Raw genomic sequence first — 23367 nt, 5'->3', positions numbered from 1 at the left:
ATCAATTCGGTCATCTTCGTTCACTGGACTTCATTTTGTAAACGACCGATTCCTTCAATCGATACTTCGACGACATCCCCTGTCTGAAGGTAGACCGGTGGTTTCATACCATGTCCGACACCAGCTGGAGTTCCTGTCGCGATGACATCTCCGGCTTCAAGCGTCATCCCACGTGACACTTCCACTAAAATCGTTACGACGTCACGCAACATTAAGGCGGTTGATCCTGACTGTCGGAGTTGCCCGTTCACACGTGTCTCGACGAGGACGTCACTTGGATCAAAGCTATCCGCTGAGACGATGACCGGTCCAAACGGACAGAACCCATCGAGTGATTTACCACGGAAGAACTGGACGTGTTCTTTTTGTAGATCCCGTGCCGTCACGTCATTGACAATACTGTAGCCAAACACATGATCAAGCGCATTTTCTGGTGTCAGATCACGCCCCGTCTTGCCGATGATGATGGCGAGTTCTCCTTCATAATCCAGTTGCTTCGTCAAATCCGCATGCCGTTCGATTGGTTCGAACGGACCAACGATCGATGTCGGTGCTTTCGTGAACAAGACGAATTTCCCCGCTCCCGCTGTATCCATCTCCTTGATGTGATCGGCGTAGTTCTTGCCGACACATATGACGTTTCGTGCCGGTACATAAGGTGTGAGCTGTCGTACATCCCCTTTAAGTAGTGGCGCGATATCTAAATCAAGGTCAACTTCGAACTCACGTGAAATCACTTCAAACAATGAATTCGTATAGACTTGTGCCGTCACATCATATGTAGAGCCATCCCGTTCAACCCCGATACCTACTTTTCCTTCTTGCTCAAATCGAAACCATTTCATTCTAATTGCCCCCTTTGTTTTTAGTATAGCGAAACTGAAAACACGTCGCACTTATCCTCTCCAGCACATGTTCAATCCTCAAATCGTTTTACTATTATTTTTAGTGATAAAACATAATTCATACATGGTATTCAGTCATTCTTTGACTTTTAGTTCGTTTCAACAGTTGAAGATCATATAGATATCTTATAAATCATATCGGACGAGTAGTAGGTTTGAATGTTAAAACATCACACATCATTTATTCTTGTGATAAGAAGTTAAATTTTTCTATAGGAATATGATGAATATTTATAGGACACTTGTACTTTTCTAATACATTTTGGAGTAAAGGAAAAATTTCATCCAAATTATTTTTATGTTTGAAATTACCAATAACTTCAATATCCAAATTCCATCGACACTCTTCTTTATCCTCTAAAAAACCACCTGCCACGGTACATAATTCATCATATGTTTCTTGAGTAACTTTCTCAGGTGAAATAATGATTGCTTTTATAAAATTATCATATCCAAAGTCGTCTTCCGAGATTCCATCAATATTTTTTAAATAAGGAAAATCGTCAATTGTGCTAGGACGTTGATAATCAATCAGTATCATGCAATAAATAGGTGGTGTTAAATAACCAGTTCTCAAAAAATATGCTTCGACCGACCTTAAATTGATTATTCTATTCAGGTGGTAATTTTTCATTTAGTGAACCTCGTTTATTTATTAGAGTGAGTTGAATTAAAGTTTTTTAACGTTAGTTCAGATAACTTTCTTTAATAGTTTACACCTTATCACATCATACAACTATCGGATATATAGTACTTATATGACTCGTCAAGATAATAGAAAGGGGTAGCATTCCCATGTACCTAGGAATGCTACCCCTTTGATAAAATTCATTATGCAATCCGTTGCGCTAATCGATCAACAAGAGCCTGAGACTCTTCATTTAATCCAACAAGTTCGACTTTTTTGCCGAGTCGTTCATATTTCAAGACGACGTTCTCGATCGCTTCGATGGCTGAATCATCAAATAAGTGACACGCTGAGAAATCGAGCGTGATGATCGATGATAGATCAGCATCGAGCTGGAACTGTTCCGCAAATGCAGTCGTCGACGCAAAGAATAACGGTCCACGGATCGTATAACGGACTCGTTCTGTTTGTTCCTTGCGCTCGACTTGGATGCGAGAAATTTTTGACGCGAATAATAACGCTGCAAGCAAAATCCCGACAAGGACACCCATCGATAAGTCATGCGTCAATACCGTCACGAGCACGGTCGCGAGCATGACCGCAGAATCACTTTTCGGTGACGTCTTGAGCATCTTGAATGATCCCCAGTCAAACGTCGCATACGAGACGAAGAACATGACGCCGACGAGCGCTCCCATTGGAATCGTCATCAATAGATCGTTCATCGTGAACATCAATAGCATCAAAAACACACCTGCTGTCAACGTCGACAAGCGACCGCGTCCACCGGATGTGACATTGATGACTGATTGCCCGATCATCGCACAACCTGGCATTCCACCGAACATACCGGCGATGATGTTCGCAATTCCTTGTCCGCGCGATTCCATCGCTTTGTTCGACGTCGTATCCGTCATTTCATCAACGATTCGTGCTGTCAGTAACGATTCGATCAAACCAACGAATGCGAGTGACAAGGCATATGGGAAGATGATTTGAAGCGTCTCGAGTGAGAACGGGACATCTGGCAAGAAGAAGCTTGGTAACGCCGCTTCGATTTGTCCCATATCCCCGATGACACGGGTATCGAGCGAAAAGACGACTGTTAATACCGTCATGATCGTGATCGCAACAAGTGGTGCCGGAATCGCTTTCGTGACCCGTGGGAATAACAAGATGATGGCGAGTGACGCGGCGACCATCGCATACATGATCCAGTTTTGCCCTTCGAACTGTGGCAATTGCGCCGAGAAAATCAGAATGGCGAGTGCATTGACGAATCCGACCATGACAGCTCGAGGAATGAATCGTAATAGCTTGGCAATTCCTAAAAAGCCGAACGCGATTTGTAGAATTCCGGCAAGTATACCGGCAGCTAGTAAATAATCAACACCGTGATCTTTGACGAGCTGGACGACGACGAGTGCCATCGCGCCAGTCGCAGCCGAAATCATTCCAGGGCGGCCACCGGCAATCGAGATGACAATTGCAATGATAACGGAAGCGTATAGCCCAACCATCGGGTTGACACCAGCGATCAGCGAAAACGCGATTGCTTCCGGGACGAGTGCTAAGGCAACGACGATTCCGGACAACAAATCCGCTTTTGGTTGCAAGAACCACTCTTTTTTCCATTGAGTAAACATATGATGATTGAGACCTCTTTTCTAACATGAATGATCTCAGTGTAATTGGATTAGTTTCAAAAAGCAACCTTTTTAGGAAGTTTTGGTCCGAATGCGGGCAATCTCATCGACCATCGTTTTATAAGTCGCCATGATTTCCTGTCCCGCGAAGACCGGATCTTCATCCATCGTCTCGAGTGCCCGGCGCAGGAGATGGATTTTCGGTTTCTTACGTTCGAGCAATTCCTCATAGATGAAATCGAGAACTTCTTCATGTGCTTCCTTCGATTCTTCGGAAATCGAAGACAAGGTGATCAAACGCTTCATGTGTGCGCTCGTCTTTTCGAATAAATCCTTCCGGATGACGACTTCATCTTGTGGACGATCGAGCCAGACCGATAGGAATCGTGGCGGAATCAATTGTTCCTCCGTCCGACTGACGTCTTCGACGAGATGCGTCAACCGATTGAACACGTAGCGGACGACTCGTTCCGGCTGTGTGTTCGGTTCGGATTGACGGAAGAAGTACATCGCATATTGCAACATTCCCGTGTAAATGACTGCTAAATCTAGAAGATACGGTTCCTTCGTCTGACCGAATAAATCACGTAACCGATCGAACGTCCACTCGATCTCAAGAAGTCGATTGTTTTCCATGAACGTCTTTAGTTCTTTTTCATTTGAAGCAATGGCCTCTTCGAACAATGTATATAGTTTATATTTTTGCATCAATTCCAAATAACAGTTTCCTTGTTGAATGAACGTCTCATAATCCGAGACATCCCGTCCGACAAGAATTTCCTTACGCGCGGTCCGCATTTTTTCAAAGACGGTATTAAAGACATCAATGAATAATTCGTTTTTAGAGGAGAAGTAATTATAGAACGTCCCTTTAGACACGTTACTGTGTTCGAGAATATCCTGAATGGAGGTTGATTGATAACCCTTTTCGACGAATAGCTGATAGGCAGCATCTAATAATTGTTTCTTTTTTGGATTCATGGCCTTGTCCTTTTCTGTTCATAATTGGTTCGACAACCACTTATTTTAGTGTATAAAGCAAATAATTTGAACTCATTCGACTCTGCTGGTAAGATAGCCAAGTCAGTCATAGAATTCAAGTCTAACATTTTAGACTCGTAGTACAAAAGGAGCATAACGAAATGCAATCAAGCAAGCAATCATCACGACTTTATTTAATTTTAGCTGTCCTTATGGCAGGTGCGTTCGTTGCAGTCCTGAACTCGACGTTACTCAATATCGCCTTACCGTCGATCATGAAATCTTTCGGTATTCAGGCAAGCACCGCCCAGTGGTTGACGACGGGATATATGCTCGTTAACGGGATCATGATTCCGACTTCGGCATTCCTCGTCCAAAAGTTCTCAACACGCCAACTGTTCTTGACCGCGATGACACTGTTCTCACTCGGAACGATTATCGCCGGACAAGCACACATCTTCCCGCTCCTACTCGGCGCGCGCATGATGCAGGCGTCGGGTTCCGCGATCATGATGCCACTGTTAATGAACGTTCTCTTGACCGGTTTTCCAATCGAGAAGCGCGGGCAAGCGATGGGAATCTTCGGACTCGTCATCACCTTCGCTCCAGCAATCGGACCGACATTGTCCGGGTGGATTCTTGAACATTATGAGTGGAGAATGTTGTTCCATCTCGTCACACCGATCGCATTGCTCGTACTCTTCACAGGTGCCTTCTTATTGAAGAAAGAGACAGTTCAAAGTTCACTCAAACTCGATTTGTTCTCTCTCGTCCTTTCAAGCTTCGGCTTCGGTGGTTTACTGTATGGTTTCAGTTCCGCTGGTTCTGCTGGATGGGGCTCTTGGACGGTCATCGCATCATTGATCATCGGTGTAATCAGTTTGACTTCCTTCATTATACGTCAATTCATGCTCGAAGAACCGATGCTTGAGTTCGGGATTTTCCGGTATGCGATGTTCGCTTTATCACAAGGGATTTCAATGGTCTTGAACATGTCGATGTTCTCCGCGATGATCTTGATGCCGATCTACATCCAGACGATTCGTGGCATCTCACCATTTCACTCTGGTCTCTTGATGTTACCGGGTGCGATCGTCATGGCGATCATGTCACCAATAACAGGTCGTCTCTTCGACCGATTTGGTGCTCGCATCCTTGCCATCATCGGCTTATCACTGACGGTCTTGACGACGTTCTCGTTCAGTCAGCTAGCTGCGGATACGTCATACGCGTTCCTCGTCATTATGTATACGCTACGTTTCCTTGGAATCTCGATGGTCATGATGCCCGTCATGACGAACGGATTGAATCATATTCCACAACATTTGACACCTCACGGTACAGCATTGAACAACACGTTGTCACAAGTATCGGGTGCGATTGGTTCAGGTCTGCTCGTCACGATCATGACATCGCGGACGAAACACCACGTTCCGGAATTCGCTTCACAACCTGAAGCTGCAAATCCGGAATGGTTGCAGATGCAGGCGATGATCGAAGGAATCAATGATACGTTCTTCATCGCGACGTTACTCGCACTTGCTGCTTTGATCTTATCGTTTTTCATCAAAAAACGACGGACAACGACGCTCGCAGTCGTCGAATCCGTCGATCAAGAACAAAAATATGCATGATTTGATTCTCCCCTGTCTAAAAAGATGGGGGAGTTTTTGTCTAATCCAAACGTTTGTTTAGCTGTTGTCGATTATAGATTCTTTGATTCGTACTCCCCCGAAAGCTTGTCGTTCGGTCAAGTTTCGATAGGATGAACGGACCATCAATCAATCCATCTAGTCGGCGTAACAAGGGGTACCATTCTCGGTGCTTAATGATCTCTTCCAACACATAGCCCGTATACAAGATCACTTCATAGTCTGGTCCGAGTCGTTCTAGTAGCCGATAGAGCGCTATTGCTTGTAACAATGGTTCCCCACCGGATAGCGTCAGGCGCCGGTGACCGGTTGCTTGAATCCGCGCGACCGTCTCGTCAATTGTCCAAGCTACGCCACCTGCAGGATCCCAGGAGGACGGATTATGACAGCCGGCACAGTGATGCGGACAACCGGCAAGAAATAACACCGTTCGTAAACCGGGACCATCGACGACGGAGTCAGGAAGAAGCGAGAGGACCCGTAACATCGTGTTTCACCCGATTCTGCTCTTCTGCCCGTTTCGCTTCATTCCAGCGGTCCAGCGTACCGACGAGATATCCGGTGATCCGTCGAATGCGTTCGATCGATCCACTCCCGCAAACCGGACATTGATCCTCGATCGTCTGCTCTGTTCGGCAATCAAGACAACGATCGACGGGATGATTGATTGATCCATAACCGATTCCAGCCTCCGCCATTAAACGAACGATGTCTTCGATTGCTTCCGGATTTCCAGCAAGCGCACCATCCGTCTCGACATAGGTGATATGACCGCCATTACATAATGCATGGAACGGGGCTTCGAGTTGAATCTTCTCACGGATCGTCACCGGCGCATCGACAGGAATGTGAAAGGAATTTGTATAATACGGTCGATCTGTCACTCCTTCGATCTCACCAAAGTCACTGACATCGCGACGTGTGAACTTACCGGATAATCCTTCGGCCGGAGTTGCGAGTAAACTAAAGTTCAACCCTGTCTGTTCGCCAAAATCGTCGACTACCGTCCGCATCGCTTGAATCAATGCAAGACCAATCCGGTGTGCCAGTTCGGAATACCCATGATGACTCCCCGTCAGGACGGTCAAACATTCCGCGAGACCGATGAAGCCGACCGCCAACGTCCCGTGCTTGAGGACCGGACCTACCTGATCCTTATTTCTTAGCGTCTCACCGTCTTTCCAGACGTGTTGATATAAAAATGGAAACTCGTCAGCCGTTCGACTTGCCTGGAACTCATACCGTGCGATGAGTTGCCGGCATGCAAGTCTTGTCGTATCTTGGACGACTTCGAACATTTGATCGACGGTTTGACTCTGGAGTGCCAAACGGACGAGATTGATGCTCGTGAAGGATAAATTACCACGACCTGTGACGGACGGTATGTCTCCACGATCCTCGAATACACGGGTTCGGCATCCCATATACGCGACTTCTGCTTTTCCTGGTTGCTCCTGGCGATTAAATGGCGCATCGAGAAACGCAAAATTCGGAAACAGTCGTTTTCCTGTCACGCGGGTAGCAAGCTGAAACAAATCGTAATTCGGGTCTGTCGGTGACAGGTTGACGCCTTGTTTGACTTTAAAGATCTGAATCGGAAAAATCGGTGTCTCACCCTTGCCCAGTCCACGCTCCGTCGCTGTTAGCAAGGCTCGCTGGAATAGCCGCCCTGCTTGCGTCGTATTCGTTCCGTAATTGACGGATAAAAACGGAACCTGTCCACCACCGCGCGAATGCATCGAATTCGTATTATGAATGAATGCTTCACATGCTTGAAACGTTTTTTCATACGTCTCCTGCCATGCATGTCGCTCCCGCTTACGCCGCTTCCAATGCGGAACGAGGTCATTTAGTTTCGTCCATTCCCGTTGATAGGTCTTTTCAACGAACGGCGCTAAATCATCATCAAAGGTTGCGAAGGCTTGTCCGCCATGCTGCATGTTTTGATTCGCCTGGACGATGATTGCCGCAAGGGCGAGGGCAGAACGAATGTCTTGCGCCGGACGGATCGAACCGTGCGTTGTCTGAAATCCGTTTGAGAGTAACTGACCGAGCGGAATTTGGGCACAAGTCGTCGTCCCAGTCACATAATAATCGGCGTCATGAATATACAAAATGTTGTCGTCAAGCGCCTGCAAGACATCCGCTTCGAGATGTCGTCGCATCATCTGCCGTGCTGCTTCCCCAGCAATCCGTTGTAACTTCGCAAGTGGTGTTTTGCCATCAATGTTTGCATTCTCTTGTTCGATCTCTTGCGGTGGTGTGAGTAACGCTTCTAAGCTCTCCATGATTCTTCTTCCTCCCATGTTTTTTTGTAATCACTATAGCGAGAGTTCAGAAACGTTCGCAATCCCTGCACAATTTACGATTTTTTCAACTGTTTCAGCCGTTTTGTCATCAATCTGTTCGGTTTATTGCGTAAAAGCCCGATTCTTCTACATTTTAGCCGATCTCCTGAATTGGACGAATCTCACACGAAAAACGACAAAAAAAGAAGAGGCATATTAGCTTGCCTCTCCTTCTCCTTATTCTGCTTCGAGTAACGCGTCCGTCGCACTTGGTAACTTGACCCGAAAAACCGTCCCTTCTCCCAAGATCGATTCGACTTCGATGTTGCCATCATGTGCTCGAACGATTTCCTTACAAATCGATAATCCAAGACCTGTTCCGCCGATTTTTCGGCTGTCTGAGTTATCGACACGATAGAACTTGCTGAATAGATGCGGCATCGAATGACTCGGAATCCCGATTCCGAAATCACGGACGCTGAGTTCAATCTGATTGTGCTGATGGGTCAGCGTCACAACGACATCCCCACCGTCCGGTGAGTATTTGACTGCATTATTCAATAGATTTCCAAGTAGCTGTTTCATACTGTTCGCATCTGCTTCGACCATAAAGTCCTGTTCGTCATTCAAATCAAGCTGCAGACTATGTTGTTCCGTCGCTGCTTGATAAAACTGAATTTGTTCCTTGACGATTTCTTTCAAATCAAAGATTTGTTTATCATACTCTTGCTTTCCTGACTCCATCCGCTGGACGTTCAAGAAGTCGCTGACAAGATTGGTCAGACGTTTTGATTCATCGTGAATCGTCTGCAAATACCTTTTGTTCCGCTCGGGATCCAAATCTCGTTTCAACATGAGCTCCGTAAAGCCATAAATCGAAGAGAGCGGTGTTCGAAGTTCATGCGAAACCGTCGAGACGAGTTCTGATTTGACCCGATCAACCTCTGTCTCAGCCGTGACGTCACGAAAGACGAGGATCGTTCCCTTCGACTGTTCTCCATGCGCGATCGCTTCGGCATAAACTTGAATGAAATATTCACCCTGGTCGATCGACAAAGAGAACATGCCCTCAGGGATCTCACCCGATAAAACTTCTTCAAAGTACGCTTCAAAAGCTTCTTTCTGGTCCATCTGCTCGAACATCGTCTCTGGTCGGACTTCAAGAAACGTCATCGAGTCATTGTCTTCCTCGACCTGTAACGACTGGAAGATATCAAATAATGCCTGATTCCCTAAGATCGTCTTTTCCTCATGTTTGATATAAAGAATCGCTTCCCGAACGGAATTCAGCAGTTGTGCTGTCTCTTTTCGTTCGTATTCCATCTGTTCGTAGAGTGACATTCGCATCAATGAGATCGCAATCTGTTTCGAGAACGATTCCAGTTCCGCCAAATCCTGTTGATTGAATGGTGCGTCAAACCGTGCTAGATAGAGACAGGCAATCAATTCTTCTTTTGCCGGATCCATGATCGGAATGACACCTTCATAGACGTGATACGGATATTTGATCAGATCGTCGTTCGCGACCTTTTTTGAGGAATGTGCCGTTTCCTTTGAAATCATGACTCGCTTTAGTAGTAACGACTCCGTCTTCAGACTCTCTTGTTGTTCTTCCGTCATTTCTTTTGGAACGACTTGCGCGATTTCATTATTCTTAATCAATAACAATGCCCCGAACTCTGTCTTCGTCAACCGGACGATCGTACTGATGACAGACGAGTAATCAAATAAACTCTCCTTTGACGCAAGCGTTTCGATTAATTCATTCCGATCTTGTAGATGCAACTCGTTTGTCCGGGTCACTTCCAAGGCACGCTCAAGCTCATTCTGTTTTTGCTTCAATACTTCCTGATTGTGTTCCATTTCTTGATTCTTTGCTGACAATTCCGCATGTTGTGATGAGATCGACCGTGCCATCTGGTAAAACGATGCCGTCAATTGACCGACTTCATTATGGCTGTCGACATCATGCTCGAGCGAAATCGACTTTCCTTCCGCAAGACGACGACTTTTGACATTCAATTCGCGGAGCTGTGACGTCACCCGATGAATCAATGGACGGACGATGAACAATAGACAAAATAAAAAAACCATCAAGTTCAAAAACCAAAAAAAANNACTGGTCGAGTACCTGTTCTTTCGTCCGACCGTCTGCATTGTCCACGTATAAATAACTGGCAACCGATGTGATGACACTTAGTGCAAAGACACTATAAAAAATTGCCATCAACTGTCTGCCTAACTTCTCAGTCATCCAGTGTTTCATGTTCATAAATCCTCCTAGCAGTATATTGCCCTTCGTTCAAGATGGTTTCCTCCTCATGTATTATCATCTAATGATTCCCGGAAACCTCTTTCTTGAACCCTTCACGATCGGGCAGGCGAGAGTCCAATCCCAGTCACGAGAGCAATCGCATCGATGACTTGCCCTTTCGTCAGATCATCCGTCTCGATCTGTTGACTGAACAGCGGATCGGATAATTGCCGTAATCGTTGTTCCGCTTGTTGACCGCCCCACGAGTTCGGACGCTCGAAGCGGCTAATTAGCCGGCGTTTGACAGTCGTCTCTTTCGCCATCAATGCGATATGACGGACGTCATGACCGTTCGCTCGTAACGTGCCGATGATTTCCTGAAAGTATGCCGGGTTCGTCAAGGTCATCGGCACGATGATACGCGCCTTTTCCGTATCGAGCTGCTCGAGGAGCTGTCGGTTAAACGTGCGCCACAACGGCTCATCTTGAAAATCGTCCTTGTTTTCCGGCAGTTGCGCCCGTAGAAAATAACCTGTCTCTTCCGGGTCAAAGATGTGTGATCCGCTCCAGCGCTTTTGTAACCCAGTTGCTGCCGTTGTTTTCCCGACGCCAAACGTACCGTTAATCCAAATGATCATCTTCTTCTCCTCCACCCTGTTTTCTGTTGTACTATACTGCTAAAACGGTCGACAAGTTTCAATCGGCTACAAAAAACACTCCGTTGAAAAAAACAGAGTGTTTATCCATATAACCATGTGATTAAAAACGGTGCGATGACGCTGGCACAGACCGCCGTCAAGACCATCGTCAACAGACCGACCGCCCCTTCGCGCTGGTCAAGACTCATCGATTTCGTCGCACCCATGACGTGGGCAATCGATGCCAAGCCTACTCCACGGCTGACGAAGTGCCGAATCTTCAAGCCCGTCATTAATTTTGGTCCGACGATTGATCCTGTCAATCCGGTCAATAAAACGAAGGCAGCCGTCAGCGTCGTCGTCCCGCCAGCTTTTTGTGAGATCGCTAAAGCAACGGGTAACGTGACCGATTTCGGTAACAAGGCAAGGTTCGTCGTCCGCTCGAGATGAAGCAACAGACCGAGTAACAGATCTGAACTCATTGCAATACAGGTTCCAAGCAAAACACCAAGTCCGATTTCTGGTAGAAAACGCCGAACTTGATGCCGGACGCGGTAGAGCGGAATCGCAAATGCCGTGATTGCCGGACCAAGCATCTTCGATAGATATTGTCCACCTTGCATGTATTCTGCGTGTGAGACTCCAGAATAGACGAGAATTAAGATCAAAATTGCCGTTACCGTCAGGATTGGTAACGTCCAGACTCGAGGATGACGTTGATAGAGGAACATCGCTACGCTAAACAATAAAATAGTCAGAATGATCCAAAACAGTGCCTCATTCATGTCGTGTCACCGCCTCTTTTCGGTGTGCTAAACGATCGACGATGTACGCTGATCCGACTAATGTCAGAAGGCTACTGACGACGACGATCAACACGATCTGTAAACCGGATGTCCGGAGAAATGCCGTATAATCCATGATTCCGGATAGTGCTGGAACAAAGAACAATGGCATGACGAACAGAAGAAATGTCCCGCCCCGTTCGACGGCCACAAGCGGAATCAGACGGCTTTTTAACGCTAGGTACAGTAGAATCAAGCCGATGATGTTACCGGGTAATGGTAATTGAAAGGTTTCGCTCACCCAGTCCCCACTGAGTGAAAAGCAAAAAATGAGTGCGATTTGAGCAATGATTTGAATAATACGCATAACGCGTGACAGCATGATAAAGGTCCCCTTGTTAACAGTTTCGGGTCTTATTATCCGCCTCTTTTCCTTAACAATCAATGAAATTTGGTTAATCAACCGAAGTAACCGTTCTCATGAAAAACCACACTTCTTTTGTATTAGAACAAACAAAAAATTACTCAATCGTGTATCAGTACAATAAATGATTCGAGACGAACGAAAAAGAGGCTGACTCCAAAAAAGAATGACGCGTCTTTTNNTCACGCCCTTTCCTCAGGCGAGACACAAGCCAGTTTTCCTGCTTTATACAAGCAGGAAAGCTGGTCTTGTTTGTCTCTGAAGCGCATAAATGCGCTTTTTCCTGTAGGAGTTGCGTATGACGCGTCATTCTTTGTAGAAACTAACTTTTGAGTCAGCTCCCTTTTCTATAATCTGAGACGACACCTGAATGGGATCGACTCCTCTTCTTGATCACATGACCCGTTTGAATAACTTCTCGAGTTCATACGTCGTCCATTCAATGATGACCGGACGTCCGTGTGGACACGTGAACGGCATCTCTGTCTTCGCTAAATCATCAATCAACCGACGCATCATCTCATCGTTCAACGGATGATTCGCCTTGATCGATTTCTTACATGCCATCATGATGGCGGCATCTTCCCGATACGTCTCAAGATCGATTTTCCGTTTCATCAATGCCTCATCGAGTAATTCTTGAATCGTCTCTTCCTGTCGATGGGACGGGAACCACGTCGGAACTTCTCGGACGATGAAGCTTTGTGGACCGAACGCTTCGAATTCAATGCCGACGTCTTTTAGTAACGGAAGGATTTCCTCCATTCGTTTCATGTCATCTGACGAGATTTCAAACGTATATGGTAAGAGCAATTGCTGCCGTTGCTCTGGTGGTCGACCGAACATGACTTTATACGTCTCGTATTTGATCCGTTCCTGAGCCGCATGTTGATCAATCATATACATCCCGTCTTCTCCGGCACAGACGATATAGGACGAATGAAGTTGTCCGATGACGTCGAGGTGTGGAAAGCGCGGACGCGCGTGAGATTCTTCCATCGGTTCGACAACGTCCTGCTTGACCGGTGCGATGGGCTCGAATAGATCATCCTCGTTACTAAACGGCAATGGTTTCTCTACAAAGGGTCGATCGTCCTCTTGCGGTTTTTTCGGAATCGGATAATTCCAGACTGCTCGCGATGACGTCTCCTCGACCGGTTCCGCGACGTAAGAAAAATCGAGTTTCTCTTGACTACTCGGATCCTTTTTCGGTTTCGGTGGCGTCACCTTCGGAATCAACGTCTCTCGGCTGAGCGTCATCTTGATTGTCTCTTGAATCAACTGACAGAGCTCCATCTCTTTTGAGAGACGAACTTCCCGTTTCGCCGGGTGGACGTTGACGTCAATCAGGAGTGGATCCATCGTCACCTCAATGACCGCAATCGGATACCGTCCAATCGGTAAGAGCGTATGGTAACCGTTCAAGACCGCTTGCGTCAGGGCGAAGTTTTTGACCGAACGTCCATTAAGAATCAACGTGATGTAATTCTTCGAGGCACGGGTCACTTCCGGTTTGACGAGATGACATGTCAGTTGATAATCGGCATTCGCTCCCTTAGCGACCAACGTCCCTTGGATCGTTTGATGACCGTAGACACTCGCCAGTGCTTGCCGGACGTCTCCCGATCCGTTCGTCTGAATCAGCGTCTTCCCTTCATGGGTAGCCCGAAGCTTGACGTCCGGATGGGCGAACGCCATTCGGTTCAACACGTCCGTGATTGCGGCAAGCTCCGTATGTGTAGTCTTCAAGTATTTCAAACGAGCCGGTGTATTGAAGAATAGATGTTCGACCGTCAATTCCGTTCCTCGGTTCGTGGCAGCTGGTGTCCGCTTTACGACCGTCCCGTACTCAAGCGTCACTTGAATTCCTTCTGCGTCCTCGCGTTTCGTCTTCAACGTCACTTTACTAACGGATGCGATCGAGGCAAGTGCCTCTCCGCGAAAACCAAGTGTCTTGATTCGGAACAAGTCATGCTCGTCCTTAATCTTACTCGTCGCATGACGAACGAAAGCCAGTTCGGCGTCATCCGGGTAAAACCCATGTCCGTTGTCGCGGATCGTCATCCGTTTCATTCCGGCTTCTTCGAGTTCGACATCGATTTGGGTCGCACCGGCATCAAGTGCATTCTCAACCAGTTCCTTGACGACCGATGCCGGTCGTTCGACGACTTCTCCCGCCGCGATTCGGTTCGCTAAACTATCGGATAATTCACGAATGATTCCCACTGCATTCTCCTCACTTTCTCGCTTCAGCTTGTAGACGGTATAGCGTATTCAGTGCCTCGAGTGGCGTCATATTAATTAAATCAAGACTAGCCATCGTCTCTCGCAGCGGATCCGCTTCTGAGAACAGACTGAGTTGATCAATCGGCTCCTCCTGAACAGGGGCTTTTACAGGTGCTGCGACCGGAACAGGCTCAGCCTGCTCGAACTCGGACAAGAGGACTTGCGCCCGCTCGATCAGACTATCTGGTAAATCAGCTAGACGCGCGACATGGATTCCGTAAGATTGATCGGCTTTTCCGTCGCGTACTTCATGCAAGAAGACGACGCGTCCCTCTTGTTCGACGGCGCGGACATGAACGTTCGCTAATCGATCAATCGATTCTTCGAGCACTGTCAATTCATGATAATGCGTCGAAAATAGCGTCTTTGCCCCGACGTGCCGGGCGATGTGTTCAACGATTGCTTGCGCAAGTGCCATCCCGTCGTACGTCGAGGTCCCGCGACCGATTTCATCTAGCAGGATCAACGACCGGTCCGTCGCACGCGTCAACGCTTCTTGTGTCTCGACCATCTCGACCATGAATGTCGACTGTCCACTGACAAGGTCGTCTGCTGCCCCGATCCGCGTGAAGATTTGATCGAAGATCGGCAGTTCCGCTTGAGCAGCTGGTACGAACGAGCCGATTTGATGCAATAAGGCGATCAAGGCGAACTGTCGCATATAGGTCGATTTACCGGACATGTTCGGTCCAGTGATCAACAACATCTCGCGTCCTTCGTTTAAGGTGATCCCGTTCGCGACGTATTCACCGCGCGGTAAGACTGTTTCGATGACCGGATGACGTCCTTGCTGAATATCAACCGTTCGTCCCGTCGTCGTGATTGGTCGGACATAGTCATGCGTCTCAGCAATCTCAGCCAGTGCGACGAGGACGTCGAGTTCCGCGATCCGGCGACTGACCCGTTGCAAGCTTTCGATATGTCCTTTAACTTCATCGCGCACTCCACAGAAGAGATCGTACTCGAGCGTGACACTCTTCTCTTCCGCACCAAGGATCAATGCTTCTTTTTCCTTCAGTTCCGGTGTGATATAACGCTCAGCATTGGCAAGTGTCTGCTTCCGTTCATACCGTCCTTCCGGCAACAGCTTGGCATTGGCACGTGAGACCTCGATGTAATAGCCGAAGACACGATTGTAACCGATCTTCAACGTCTTGATGCCGGTTGCTGCTCGTTCATTTGCTTCAAGCGTCGCTAACCACGTCTTACCGTCTTTTGAAGCAACAAGTAACTCGTCGAGGTCTGGTGAATAACCGGACTTGATCATGCCGCCCTCTTTCGTTGAGATCGGCGGGGCTTCAACGAACGCACTATCGAGTAGATCGCTTAATTCGTCGTGTGGATCGAGTCCGAGACTAAGTTGACCGAGCCGTTCGCTCATCATCTCTTCAAGTGCTGATTGAATACGGGGAATCAATCGCAACGTCGACTTCAATTGAACGAGATCACGCGCTGACGCTGTTCCGTAACCGACTTTTGCGACGAGTCTCTCGAGATCATAGACTTCCCGTAACGTATCTTTTAATTGCTGACGCTCGAAATAGTGCTGCAACAGTTCCTCGACAGCGTCGAGCCGTTCCGTGATGACGCGCTCCGATAACAACGGTTTTTCCAGCCAGCGTTTCAGCATCCGTCCACCCATCGCTGTACCTGTCACGTCAAGTAGACCAAGCAACGAACCCTTTTTGTCTCCTGTCCGTGCCGAGCGGACGAGCTCAAGATTCTTGACCGTATTCGGTTCGAGTTGCATGAAATCGCTCGCTTCGTAGACAATGGCCGGTTGCAGATGTGTCAACGCTCGTTTTTGTGTATCGTGCATGTAGGCATAGAGGACCGCAAAGGCTTCCGCTTGGGCTGTATCAATCGCGCGATCGCCATGTGGATGTGTCTCGCGTCGTGAACTGCGCGTCAGCGGGATCCGTAAGGACGCAAGTGCCGTCTCATGTTCCTCTGTCGTGACGATGATTTCCCGTGGCAAGATAATGCTTAATTCTTTGATTACACCATCGAGTGTCGCAACGCTTGTCAAGGCACTCTCACCCGTCGAGACATCTCCTCTGGCAATCCCAAAGCGACCGTCCTGTTCAACGACTGCAACTAAGTAACGATTTTCTTTTTCCGTTAAAGCGGACATCAACGTTCCCGGTGTGATGACTTGGATGACTTCGCGTTTGACAAGTCCTTTCGTCAACTTTGGATCCTCGACTTGATCACAAAGCGCCACTTTATACCCACGCTCGATCAACTGTTCGATGTAGCCGTTCGCTGCGTGATGGGGTACGCCACACATCGGAATCGGATGCTCCGCGTTTTTACCGTTTTTCGCCGTCAACGTCAACTCCAGTTCATGGGCGACCTTTTTGGCATCCTCAAAGAATAATTCATAAAAATCACCGAGCCGATAAAACAAGAAAGCGTCCGGATAGTCCGCCTTGATCGAGAAGTATTGTTTCATCATCGGTGTGTTGTGTACTGCTTCCATTCTTCCACCTCATTCGTCGAAAAAGCCGACGGATGTCCGTCGGCTTTTCGTTCATTTCGTGATTAGTAGCCGCAACCGCCGCTTTTGTTTTCTGCTTCCATGCCGCTACCTGTCTTACCTGCAAGAACATCTCCGTCCGTCGCTTCGATGATTTGATCCGTAATCCCGTTCGAGATCGTCACCGTGATGTATTGGAGAAGTCCGTTGACTTCTTCTTGCGTTTCTTGGAACTGTTGGACGACAGGCATCTCATCGAGCTCAGCAAACAATTTATCGAGCTTCGCTTCGACACGTGCGAGTGCTTCTGTTTTGCCGTAATGTTGGCAGTTGACTGCCTCTTTTTGAAGGAACTTGATTTGTTTCATCATCTTTTGGACTTTTTCATTCCCATTGATGTTGGCTTCTGCCGCTTTGAATCGTTCTACTTCCGGTGTCTCTGAAATCATTTTGGCGATTTCATTGGCTTTTTCGATGATTTGTTCATCTGTATACATCCACATTCGTCCCCTCTATCGTTAGCGAACACGTCGCTTCCCTTAGCATTTCTGAACGATTCCTCGTTCTATCGCATTCATTATACCGTTCTGACGATAGAGTGACAAGAATAGTTCCTTATTCAATCGAACGCCATAATAGATAGGCAGCGTGACTGCGAACAGGAGCGAATTCCTCTGCCAGTCGCGTCGCTTCTTCTACTGTCGGTCGATATCCAAGTAATCGTTCAAAAGCCCGTAATATTCCAATGTCCGATGCAGGGAAAAGATCCGGACGACCGTACCCGAACATCAGGACGTTTTGAACCGTCCATGGTCCGACACCTTTCAGTGCAATCAACGTCTCAGCGATTTCTGCGTCGGTCGCTGACGTCAATGCATCATAATCAATCGCTGCTGATGCTACCCCGAGTAGATAATCGACTTTACGTCCTGATAGTTGCAGAGCGAGCAAGTCCTCGCGACGCGCTGCCGCTAATTGACGCGGCGTCGGCGGAAGGATGATTCCATCCTTGACCGTTCCGAATGTCCGAAAGACACGTTCCGTCAACGTATGCGCAAACGACAGATTGATTTGTTGATGGATGATCGAACGAATCAAGGCCGTGAACGGTGAATGATCAAGAACGAGCCGTTCGTCGCCGAACTGTTCGACGATCGCATGTAACGACGTCGTCTTGAGATGCTGCGCAGGATTCGGCTCACTGAGTCGAAAGCGTCGCTTGAGTTGCGTCAGCACCGCTGCTTGCGGTCCTGAACCGTCAATCCGTAACGTATAACCGTCGATGGCTTCCATCATCGTGATGTATGCCTGATCGTTGACGAAGACCGGAACGACGAGTCGCCCATCCTGTTCGATTTGTAACGGGTCTTCCGTCAAACGAGATACGATTCCTTTAAAATCCAATGCTTCCGACAACGTCAGATCATATGTCCACCGGCTCATCCGACGAACACCTTGATCGCACCGAGAATCAAACCGATGATGAATCCACACAATGCCCCGTTGACCCGAATCCACTGCAAGTCACTGCCGACCTTATCCTCGATCATATGAATCAGTGTCTCGGTATCGAACCGATTTAAGTTCTCGCGCACGAGTCCGCCGATTTTTTTGTGATTTTGTTCGACGAAACGCACGAGTTGCTCCTTCATCCACTGATCACTGCTATCCTTGAACGTCGGATGCTGTTCCCAGTCGTCTAAAGCGCGCGAAAGCATCGGCATCGCCCGTTCCGTCCAGAAAGCGTCTGACGTCAAATAGCGTTCGAGCTCGATCAGACCAGCGTCATAGGCACGTTCAATGACCGGAAAGAAGTCAAACCGGTCGACCTCACTTGCCTTCCAAGCATCGATTTTCGCGAGACGCTCTTCATCAATCGACAACTGTGCCAGGTTACGACGCAGATGATCGAGAATCGCGAGTCGATTTGGATGATGGACGTGTCGCATATCTTGAATGACCGTCAACAAGACGCCTTGAATGACCAGACTGAGTTTTTCTTCCGAATAGACTTTTTGGACGGTTCGCGCCGTCACCCGCAAAAACGTATTCTTTTCTTGGTCAATCATCGCCGTATAAGCAAGGCGGCCAATCTGATCGCGAATGATCGGATCTTCGAGAAGGCGTTGGCCGTAATCGAGTAACTGATCCATCAGCCACTCGTCGAGTCGACGTTCCTCATTCAACTCCATCGCCCGGACCGCCAGCCGTTTGGACGGATACGCTTTGATCGTCTCCGTCACCCGTGTATTCGCAAACTCAAGAATTGCCTCTTTCGGTAGTTTCCGAATCAAACCCATCAACAGCTCGGTGACGGTTGCTCGAAAGGCAGGTAAGACCAGAATCGAACGTAAAATTTTGATGACACGATCTGCAAGCGTCATATGTTGCAGCTTCGCAACGATACTTTCTTTGTTCAGTAAATCCGTCTCGAGCATATGAACAATCGATTCGATGACCCGTTCCCGATTTTTCGGCAATAGGTTCGTATGGGGAATCTTTAATCCAAGCGGGTGACGAAACAGCGCCGTGATCGCGAACCAGTCGGCAATCCCACCGACGAGTCCGGCTTCAAAACCACTCTGGAGCCAAAAGACCCACGCATTTTCTTTAAATGGCAATGAGACGACGAATCCGACCGCCATGAAAATCAACGAAACGGTTGCAAGCCGCCGTGTCGATGTTTTAGGTTGTTCAAATGATGACACATCGTTTCCTCCTTCAACTGAGTCACTTATCTACCTTACGAACGGGACAAGGATTAGGTTTCGACACGAAAGAGCCCCAGTCATCGACTGGGACTCCCTATGTACTTAAAACGTGTATTCACCAAAACGGTCGCCATCCCATGTCGCGGTTGCCGTTGAGACAAAATAGACCAGTCCGTTGCCGAATGTATTTTCCATTAATGAAACGAGTTGTTGACCATTCGTCTGTTCAACGAACGCTAATCGGACTTCTTCTTTCCCTTGATAAATCCGTTCGTAGACACTTAAACCGCGTGCATTGAGAAACGTACGCGCCGACTCGAATTGAATCGGACCGACTTCAGGTCGTCGTTCCTGAATGAACGACTGACATTTTTGTTCGAATGTCTCCATGGTTCTTCACTCCTTCTCTCTTTTTGTTCATGGATATCATGTTCCCGACTCTTCCTCATCATAATCCTCAAATGTGAAAAAAGCGACAGATGCGTCGCTTCTTTCATCATTTTACGACGATTTCTCACAATCTGACTCCAAACTGTCGGGCAGCATGGATCGCAGACGTCGTCGCACCGATCGTTCCAGCACCCGGAAAGATGGTATCGCCGATTGCAAAGAAATGATCGACACCTGTTCGAAACGGTGCCGCGAATAGGAGACTCGTACTCGGACGTTGCGGATATCCACCGACTCCACCATCCGGGCGGAACGTATAGCGGACCCATGCACCTGGTCCACCCGGATGGCGTTCGATTGCCTGTTGACTAAAACCCGGAAACTGCTGTTCGAGAATGGCTTCGAAGATCGCCGACATCGTCTCGACTTGTCCGTCGTAACGTTTGCGGTTCGTCTTATCAAACGTACCAATGGGAACATGGCATGACATCGTCAGCGTCCGCTGACCAACTGGTGCACGTAATCGATCATCCGGACGGGACAGCGAGATGAAGGCATGACCTGAAGGTAAGGACGGATCATGAACTTGCCGGAATGCTTCGTCAGACAAAATGAGCGCCTCTGGAATCGCCGCATAATACGTAAAGGTCGCCCATTGCTGTAATTTTTCCTGTCGTCGGTACGTTCGTCGTAATGTTCGTCGCATATCCATGCTGACGACTTCTCGGATGCCTTCAAGCGGAACCGCACAGATGACAGTATCAGCAATCATCAAGCGTCCTCGGCGATCCTCGATCAAAAATCCATCTGATGTCTTTCGGATCGACGTGACTTTCCGTCCAAGGAGACAGGTTGCCCCGCTCGCCTCTGCTGTCTCTTTCAATTGCTCAGCCAGTCGGTACAAGCCGCCCGGAACATAATAGGCACCTTCATGATAAATCGATAAGGCGACGGCTCCTAGTAAAGCTGAGGCCTCCTGCCCAGTCTGCATGCTGTCGAGCAAGATCCCGTCGATCACTTGTGCGAACAACGTATCCGCTAGTTCATGTTTTCGTAACAGATGACCAATCGTCAGCGGAAAATACGGTAAAAGGACGACACTTTTCGCATGTCGGACTAACCGCCGGACGTCTGCTGGATCTTGAAGTGGTAATGCTGGAAGTTCTGCCATTAGCGGACGAATCACCTCGTAAATCTGCTCGATTTCTGCAAAGAAAGCCTGAATCGACGATGCCTGCTCTGGAAAATGTGATGTCAATTCGGTTAGAAACGCAGCACGATCCTGATAATAATGAATCGTCCGTCCTGCGATGCGAATCGTCATGACGACGTCGAGCGACTCGACCTGATGCGTCACTCCAAGATGATTAAGAACACGGGCATGAATACCACCGGGCTCAAACCCCATTCCGAGTGTCGCCCCTACTGGATACGTCAGGTCCCGGCGCGTGAACTTCCCGGCTGATCCCCCCCATTCACGGCTTCCTTCAAGGACGGTAACAGTATGTCCTTCTTGTGCGATCAGAGCCGCAGCCGTTAAACCTGCAATTCCTCCGCCGACGATGACGACGTGTTTCATGATGATTCCTCCTCCGTGACCCGATTTTCTTTAAATAGGAAATTGCGGATTTCGCGGAAGACCGGCTCCCGGCGATGAATCGTGAAGTGATCATATTTATACGATTTTGTCTGGATATTATCCGTGTAGTTCTCGAGTGCAAAGGAACTCTTTAACGAAATCAGATTGAAATCGCCTCCTTTGGCACCAAACGAATAGACGAGTACATCGCGTGGCCATGTCTCGAGCCGCTTAGTTAAATTGTTCATCGCTGGTGAGCCCTTCGCGAGATCACGAATGGCGGGACTGTTCGTATTCGTGCCAAGCGGTGCGAGCGTCAACCCGAGTTTTGCGTAATCGGAACCAGCGATTGGTGAGTCGAGCGTCACGACTTTTCGGACGTGATACGGCATCTCTTCTTGGACCGTATAGGCGACGACATCCACACCACCCATGCTGTGACCGACGAGCTGGATATCGGAAAAGGTCGCTTTTTGTTTCGCATCATACGCAGCAATCGCTGCATTCAACCACTTTTGTTGATCGGCAAGGCTCGCCTCGTCGTCTGCAAAGACGATTCGGACAAGCGGGTAGCCGGTCGGCGAGGGTGTGACGCTACAAGTCGCTTTTCCGGAACGAGTCACGTCACATCGACCACCATCATCGGCGACTTTTTTATTCGTGAAGTTTTGAATCATCGGCACGAACGTCCGCTCCGTCCCGAATAGCCCGTGGACGAGGAACGTCGGTACGATTTCACTCTTTCCTTGTGTGACGATCTGACGCGTTGGTGGCGGCGCACTCGACGTATCCTCCGCGAACACCCACCACGCGCCTCCCCCAACGATCAAACAGACGAGGAGCGAGATACTAATCGTCTTCAACTGTTGCCGGCGCAAACGGCGGACACGGTGAAAGACCCAGTAGAGCAATAATCCGACACCGATTAATAACACGATACCGGTAATGATCCAACCTGTCGGATTCGGTACATACGCAATCAACTGTAGCTGGTTGGCTTTCGTTCCGTATAATTTCCATGACACATCATGATAATTCGACCAGTCGATCTTTTCTCCGTTTTGGAGACCGATCACTTTCGGACCGTGGAGTTTGATCTCGATATCGGCTTGACGGATATACCGGTCGGCGAGTTTCTTGACCTGTCCCGTCGGTTGATAGCCTTTGATATTCAAACGATCGATACTGAGATCGATGTTCGTATCCAGTCGATACGTATCGAACCAAAATCCGTCCGATTTTTTCATGTCGAACTTCGTATCAGGTGGAATGAGAATCCCTCCGATACCTGTCTTCCATTCGTCCTTGATCGACGTCATGTCCTTGAAGTTCGCGAATGTCTTCTGGATCCGAATCCCTTCATAGTCATCCTTCGTCTTGAACGTTTTCGCCGCATAGCCGTTCTTTTCTGCCTGTTTGACATAACTATTCCAATTCGGATTTAGGTTCAGTAAACGCACTACTGGGTGTTCCTTTGCGGCATATGTCGTTTTTAAGGTGACACTCTGATCGGTATGAATCGTCGCATCATATTGGATGCGAATACAACCCCCAAGGAGCAGCGTCAGCATCAAAAATGAGAGCAAAATCTCTTTCTTCTTCGTACTCATCAGGTCACATCCTTTCCTCATCTGTTATTCCCTATCTCGCAAAAGTAAAAACGGTCGACGTTGATTCTTTCGTCATGACGCACTTCAGGCAGCGGATCGCTGATCCGCTGC

At 48.1% G+C, this 23367-nt stretch carries 19 protein-coding genes; 1 reads left to right on the top strand and 18 read right to left on the bottom strand.

Going from position 1 to position 23367, the window contains the following annotated elements; translation table 11 throughout:
• Positions 1 to 20: 20 nt before the first annotated feature.
• From B4F99_RS04005 to B4F99_RS03990, 4 genes are all read right to left on the bottom strand, one after another.
• Positions 21 to 845 (bottom strand): fumarylacetoacetate hydrolase family protein, encoded by an 825-nt coding sequence (locus B4F99_RS04005; RefSeq protein WP_290755477.1) that lies wholly within the window; start codon positions 843 to 845, stop codon positions 21 to 23.
• 241 nt (positions 846 to 1086) lie between these two features.
• Complete coding sequence (locus B4F99_RS04000) at positions 1087 to 1539, bottom strand: hypothetical protein (protein WP_214855308.1); 453 nt, start codon at positions 1537 to 1539, stop codon at positions 1087 to 1089.
• 197 nt (positions 1540 to 1736) lie between these two features.
• Positions 1737 to 3179 (bottom strand): SulP family inorganic anion transporter, encoded by a 1443-nt coding sequence (locus B4F99_RS03995; RefSeq protein ID WP_290755476.1) that lies wholly within the window; start codon positions 3177 to 3179, stop codon positions 1737 to 1739.
• A gap of 72 nt (positions 3180 to 3251) precedes the next feature.
• Positions 3252 to 4160: a TetR/AcrR family transcriptional regulator gene (locus B4F99_RS03990; protein WP_290755474.1), complete on the bottom strand. Its 909-nt coding sequence runs from the start codon at positions 4158 to 4160 to the stop codon at positions 3252 to 3254.
• 161 nt (positions 4161 to 4321) lie between these two features.
• Between B4F99_RS03990 and B4F99_RS03985 the strand changes: the two genes are divergently transcribed.
• Positions 4322 to 5794 carry a DHA2 family efflux MFS transporter permease subunit gene (locus B4F99_RS03985; protein ID WP_290755473.1) on the top strand — a complete coding sequence of 491 codons (1473 nt, stop codon included), beginning with the start codon at positions 4322 to 4324 and terminating at the stop codon, positions 5792 to 5794.
• Between the two features lie 40 nt (positions 5795 to 5834).
• Here B4F99_RS03985 and B4F99_RS03980 read toward each other — a convergent pair whose 3' ends face one another.
• The 14 genes from B4F99_RS03980 to B4F99_RS03915 form a co-directional block, all read right to left on the bottom strand.
• Positions 5835 to 6299, bottom strand: a complete 465-nt coding sequence (locus B4F99_RS03980) for a 4Fe-4S single cluster domain-containing protein (protein WP_290755472.1) — start codon at positions 6297 to 6299, stop codon at positions 5835 to 5837.
• Positions 6271 to 8100: an anaerobic ribonucleoside triphosphate reductase gene (locus tag B4F99_RS03975; RefSeq protein WP_251137914.1), complete on the bottom strand. Its 1830-nt coding sequence runs from the start codon at positions 8098 to 8100 to the stop codon at positions 6271 to 6273. The genes B4F99_RS03980 and B4F99_RS03975 overlap by 29 nt, the downstream gene beginning before the upstream one ends.
• A gap of 237 nt (positions 8101 to 8337) precedes the next feature.
• Positions 8338 to 10194 carry an ATP-binding protein gene (locus B4F99_RS03970; RefSeq protein WP_290755469.1) on the bottom strand — a complete coding sequence of 619 codons (1857 nt, stop codon included), beginning with the start codon at positions 10192 to 10194 and terminating at the stop codon, positions 8338 to 8340.
• Between the two features lie 273 nt (positions 10195 to 10467).
• Positions 10468 to 11007, bottom strand: coding sequence for an AAA family ATPase (locus B4F99_RS03965; RefSeq protein ID WP_290755467.1), 540 nt, complete (start codon positions 11005 to 11007; stop codon positions 10468 to 10470).
• Between the two features lie 86 nt (positions 11008 to 11093).
• Entirely contained in the window at positions 11094 to 11777 is a 684-nt protein-coding gene (locus B4F99_RS03960) for an LrgB family protein (protein ID WP_290755465.1), read from the bottom strand.
• Positions 11770 to 12159, bottom strand: a complete 390-nt coding sequence (locus B4F99_RS03955; RefSeq protein WP_214855291.1) for a CidA/LrgA family protein — start codon at positions 12157 to 12159, stop codon at positions 11770 to 11772. The genes B4F99_RS03960 and B4F99_RS03955 overlap by 8 nt, the downstream gene beginning before the upstream one ends.
• Before the next feature lie 435 nt (positions 12160 to 12594).
• Entirely contained in the window at positions 12595 to 14427 is a 1833-nt protein-coding gene (gene mutL, locus B4F99_RS03950; protein WP_290755462.1) for a DNA mismatch repair endonuclease MutL, read from the bottom strand.
• Between the two features lie 10 nt (positions 14428 to 14437).
• Entirely contained in the window at positions 14438 to 16969 is a 2532-nt protein-coding gene (gene mutS / locus B4F99_RS03945; protein WP_290755460.1) for a DNA mismatch repair protein MutS, read from the bottom strand.
• Positions 16970 to 17031: 62 nt separating this feature from the next.
• Entirely contained in the window at positions 17032 to 17469 is a 438-nt protein-coding gene (locus B4F99_RS03940) for a RicAFT regulatory complex protein RicA family protein (protein ID WP_023467714.1), read from the bottom strand.
• Positions 17470 to 17581: 112 nt separating this feature from the next.
• Positions 17582 to 18409, bottom strand: coding sequence for a DNA-3-methyladenine glycosylase family protein (locus tag B4F99_RS03935; protein ID WP_290755458.1), 828 nt, complete (start codon positions 18407 to 18409; stop codon positions 17582 to 17584).
• Positions 18406 to 19674, bottom strand: a complete 1269-nt coding sequence (locus B4F99_RS03930; RefSeq protein ID WP_290755456.1) for a DUF445 domain-containing protein — start codon at positions 19672 to 19674, stop codon at positions 18406 to 18408. The genes B4F99_RS03935 and B4F99_RS03930 overlap by 4 nt, the downstream gene beginning before the upstream one ends.
• 105 nt (positions 19675 to 19779) lie before the next feature.
• Positions 19780 to 20067, bottom strand: a complete 288-nt coding sequence (locus B4F99_RS03925; protein ID WP_029341204.1) for a hypothetical protein — start codon at positions 20065 to 20067, stop codon at positions 19780 to 19782.
• A gap of 124 nt (positions 20068 to 20191) precedes the next feature.
• Complete coding sequence (locus B4F99_RS03920; RefSeq protein ID WP_290755454.1) at positions 20192 to 21646, bottom strand: phytoene desaturase family protein; 1455 nt, start codon at positions 21644 to 21646, stop codon at positions 20192 to 20194.
• Positions 21643 to 23259 (bottom strand): alpha/beta hydrolase, encoded by a 1617-nt coding sequence (locus B4F99_RS03915; protein ID WP_414651132.1) that lies wholly within the window; start codon positions 23257 to 23259, stop codon positions 21643 to 21645. Before B4F99_RS03915 ends, B4F99_RS03920 begins: the two co-directional genes overlap by 4 nt.
• Positions 23260 to 23367 lie beyond the last annotated feature (108 nt).

Source organism: Exiguobacterium sp. UBA3491 (assembly GCF_002377745.1).
Taxonomy (GTDB): Bacteria; Bacillota; Bacilli; order Exiguobacteriales; family Exiguobacteriaceae; genus Exiguobacterium_A.
Note: the sequence above shows the minus strand (reverse complement) of the source record. Positions and strands in the feature narration are given on the sequence as shown.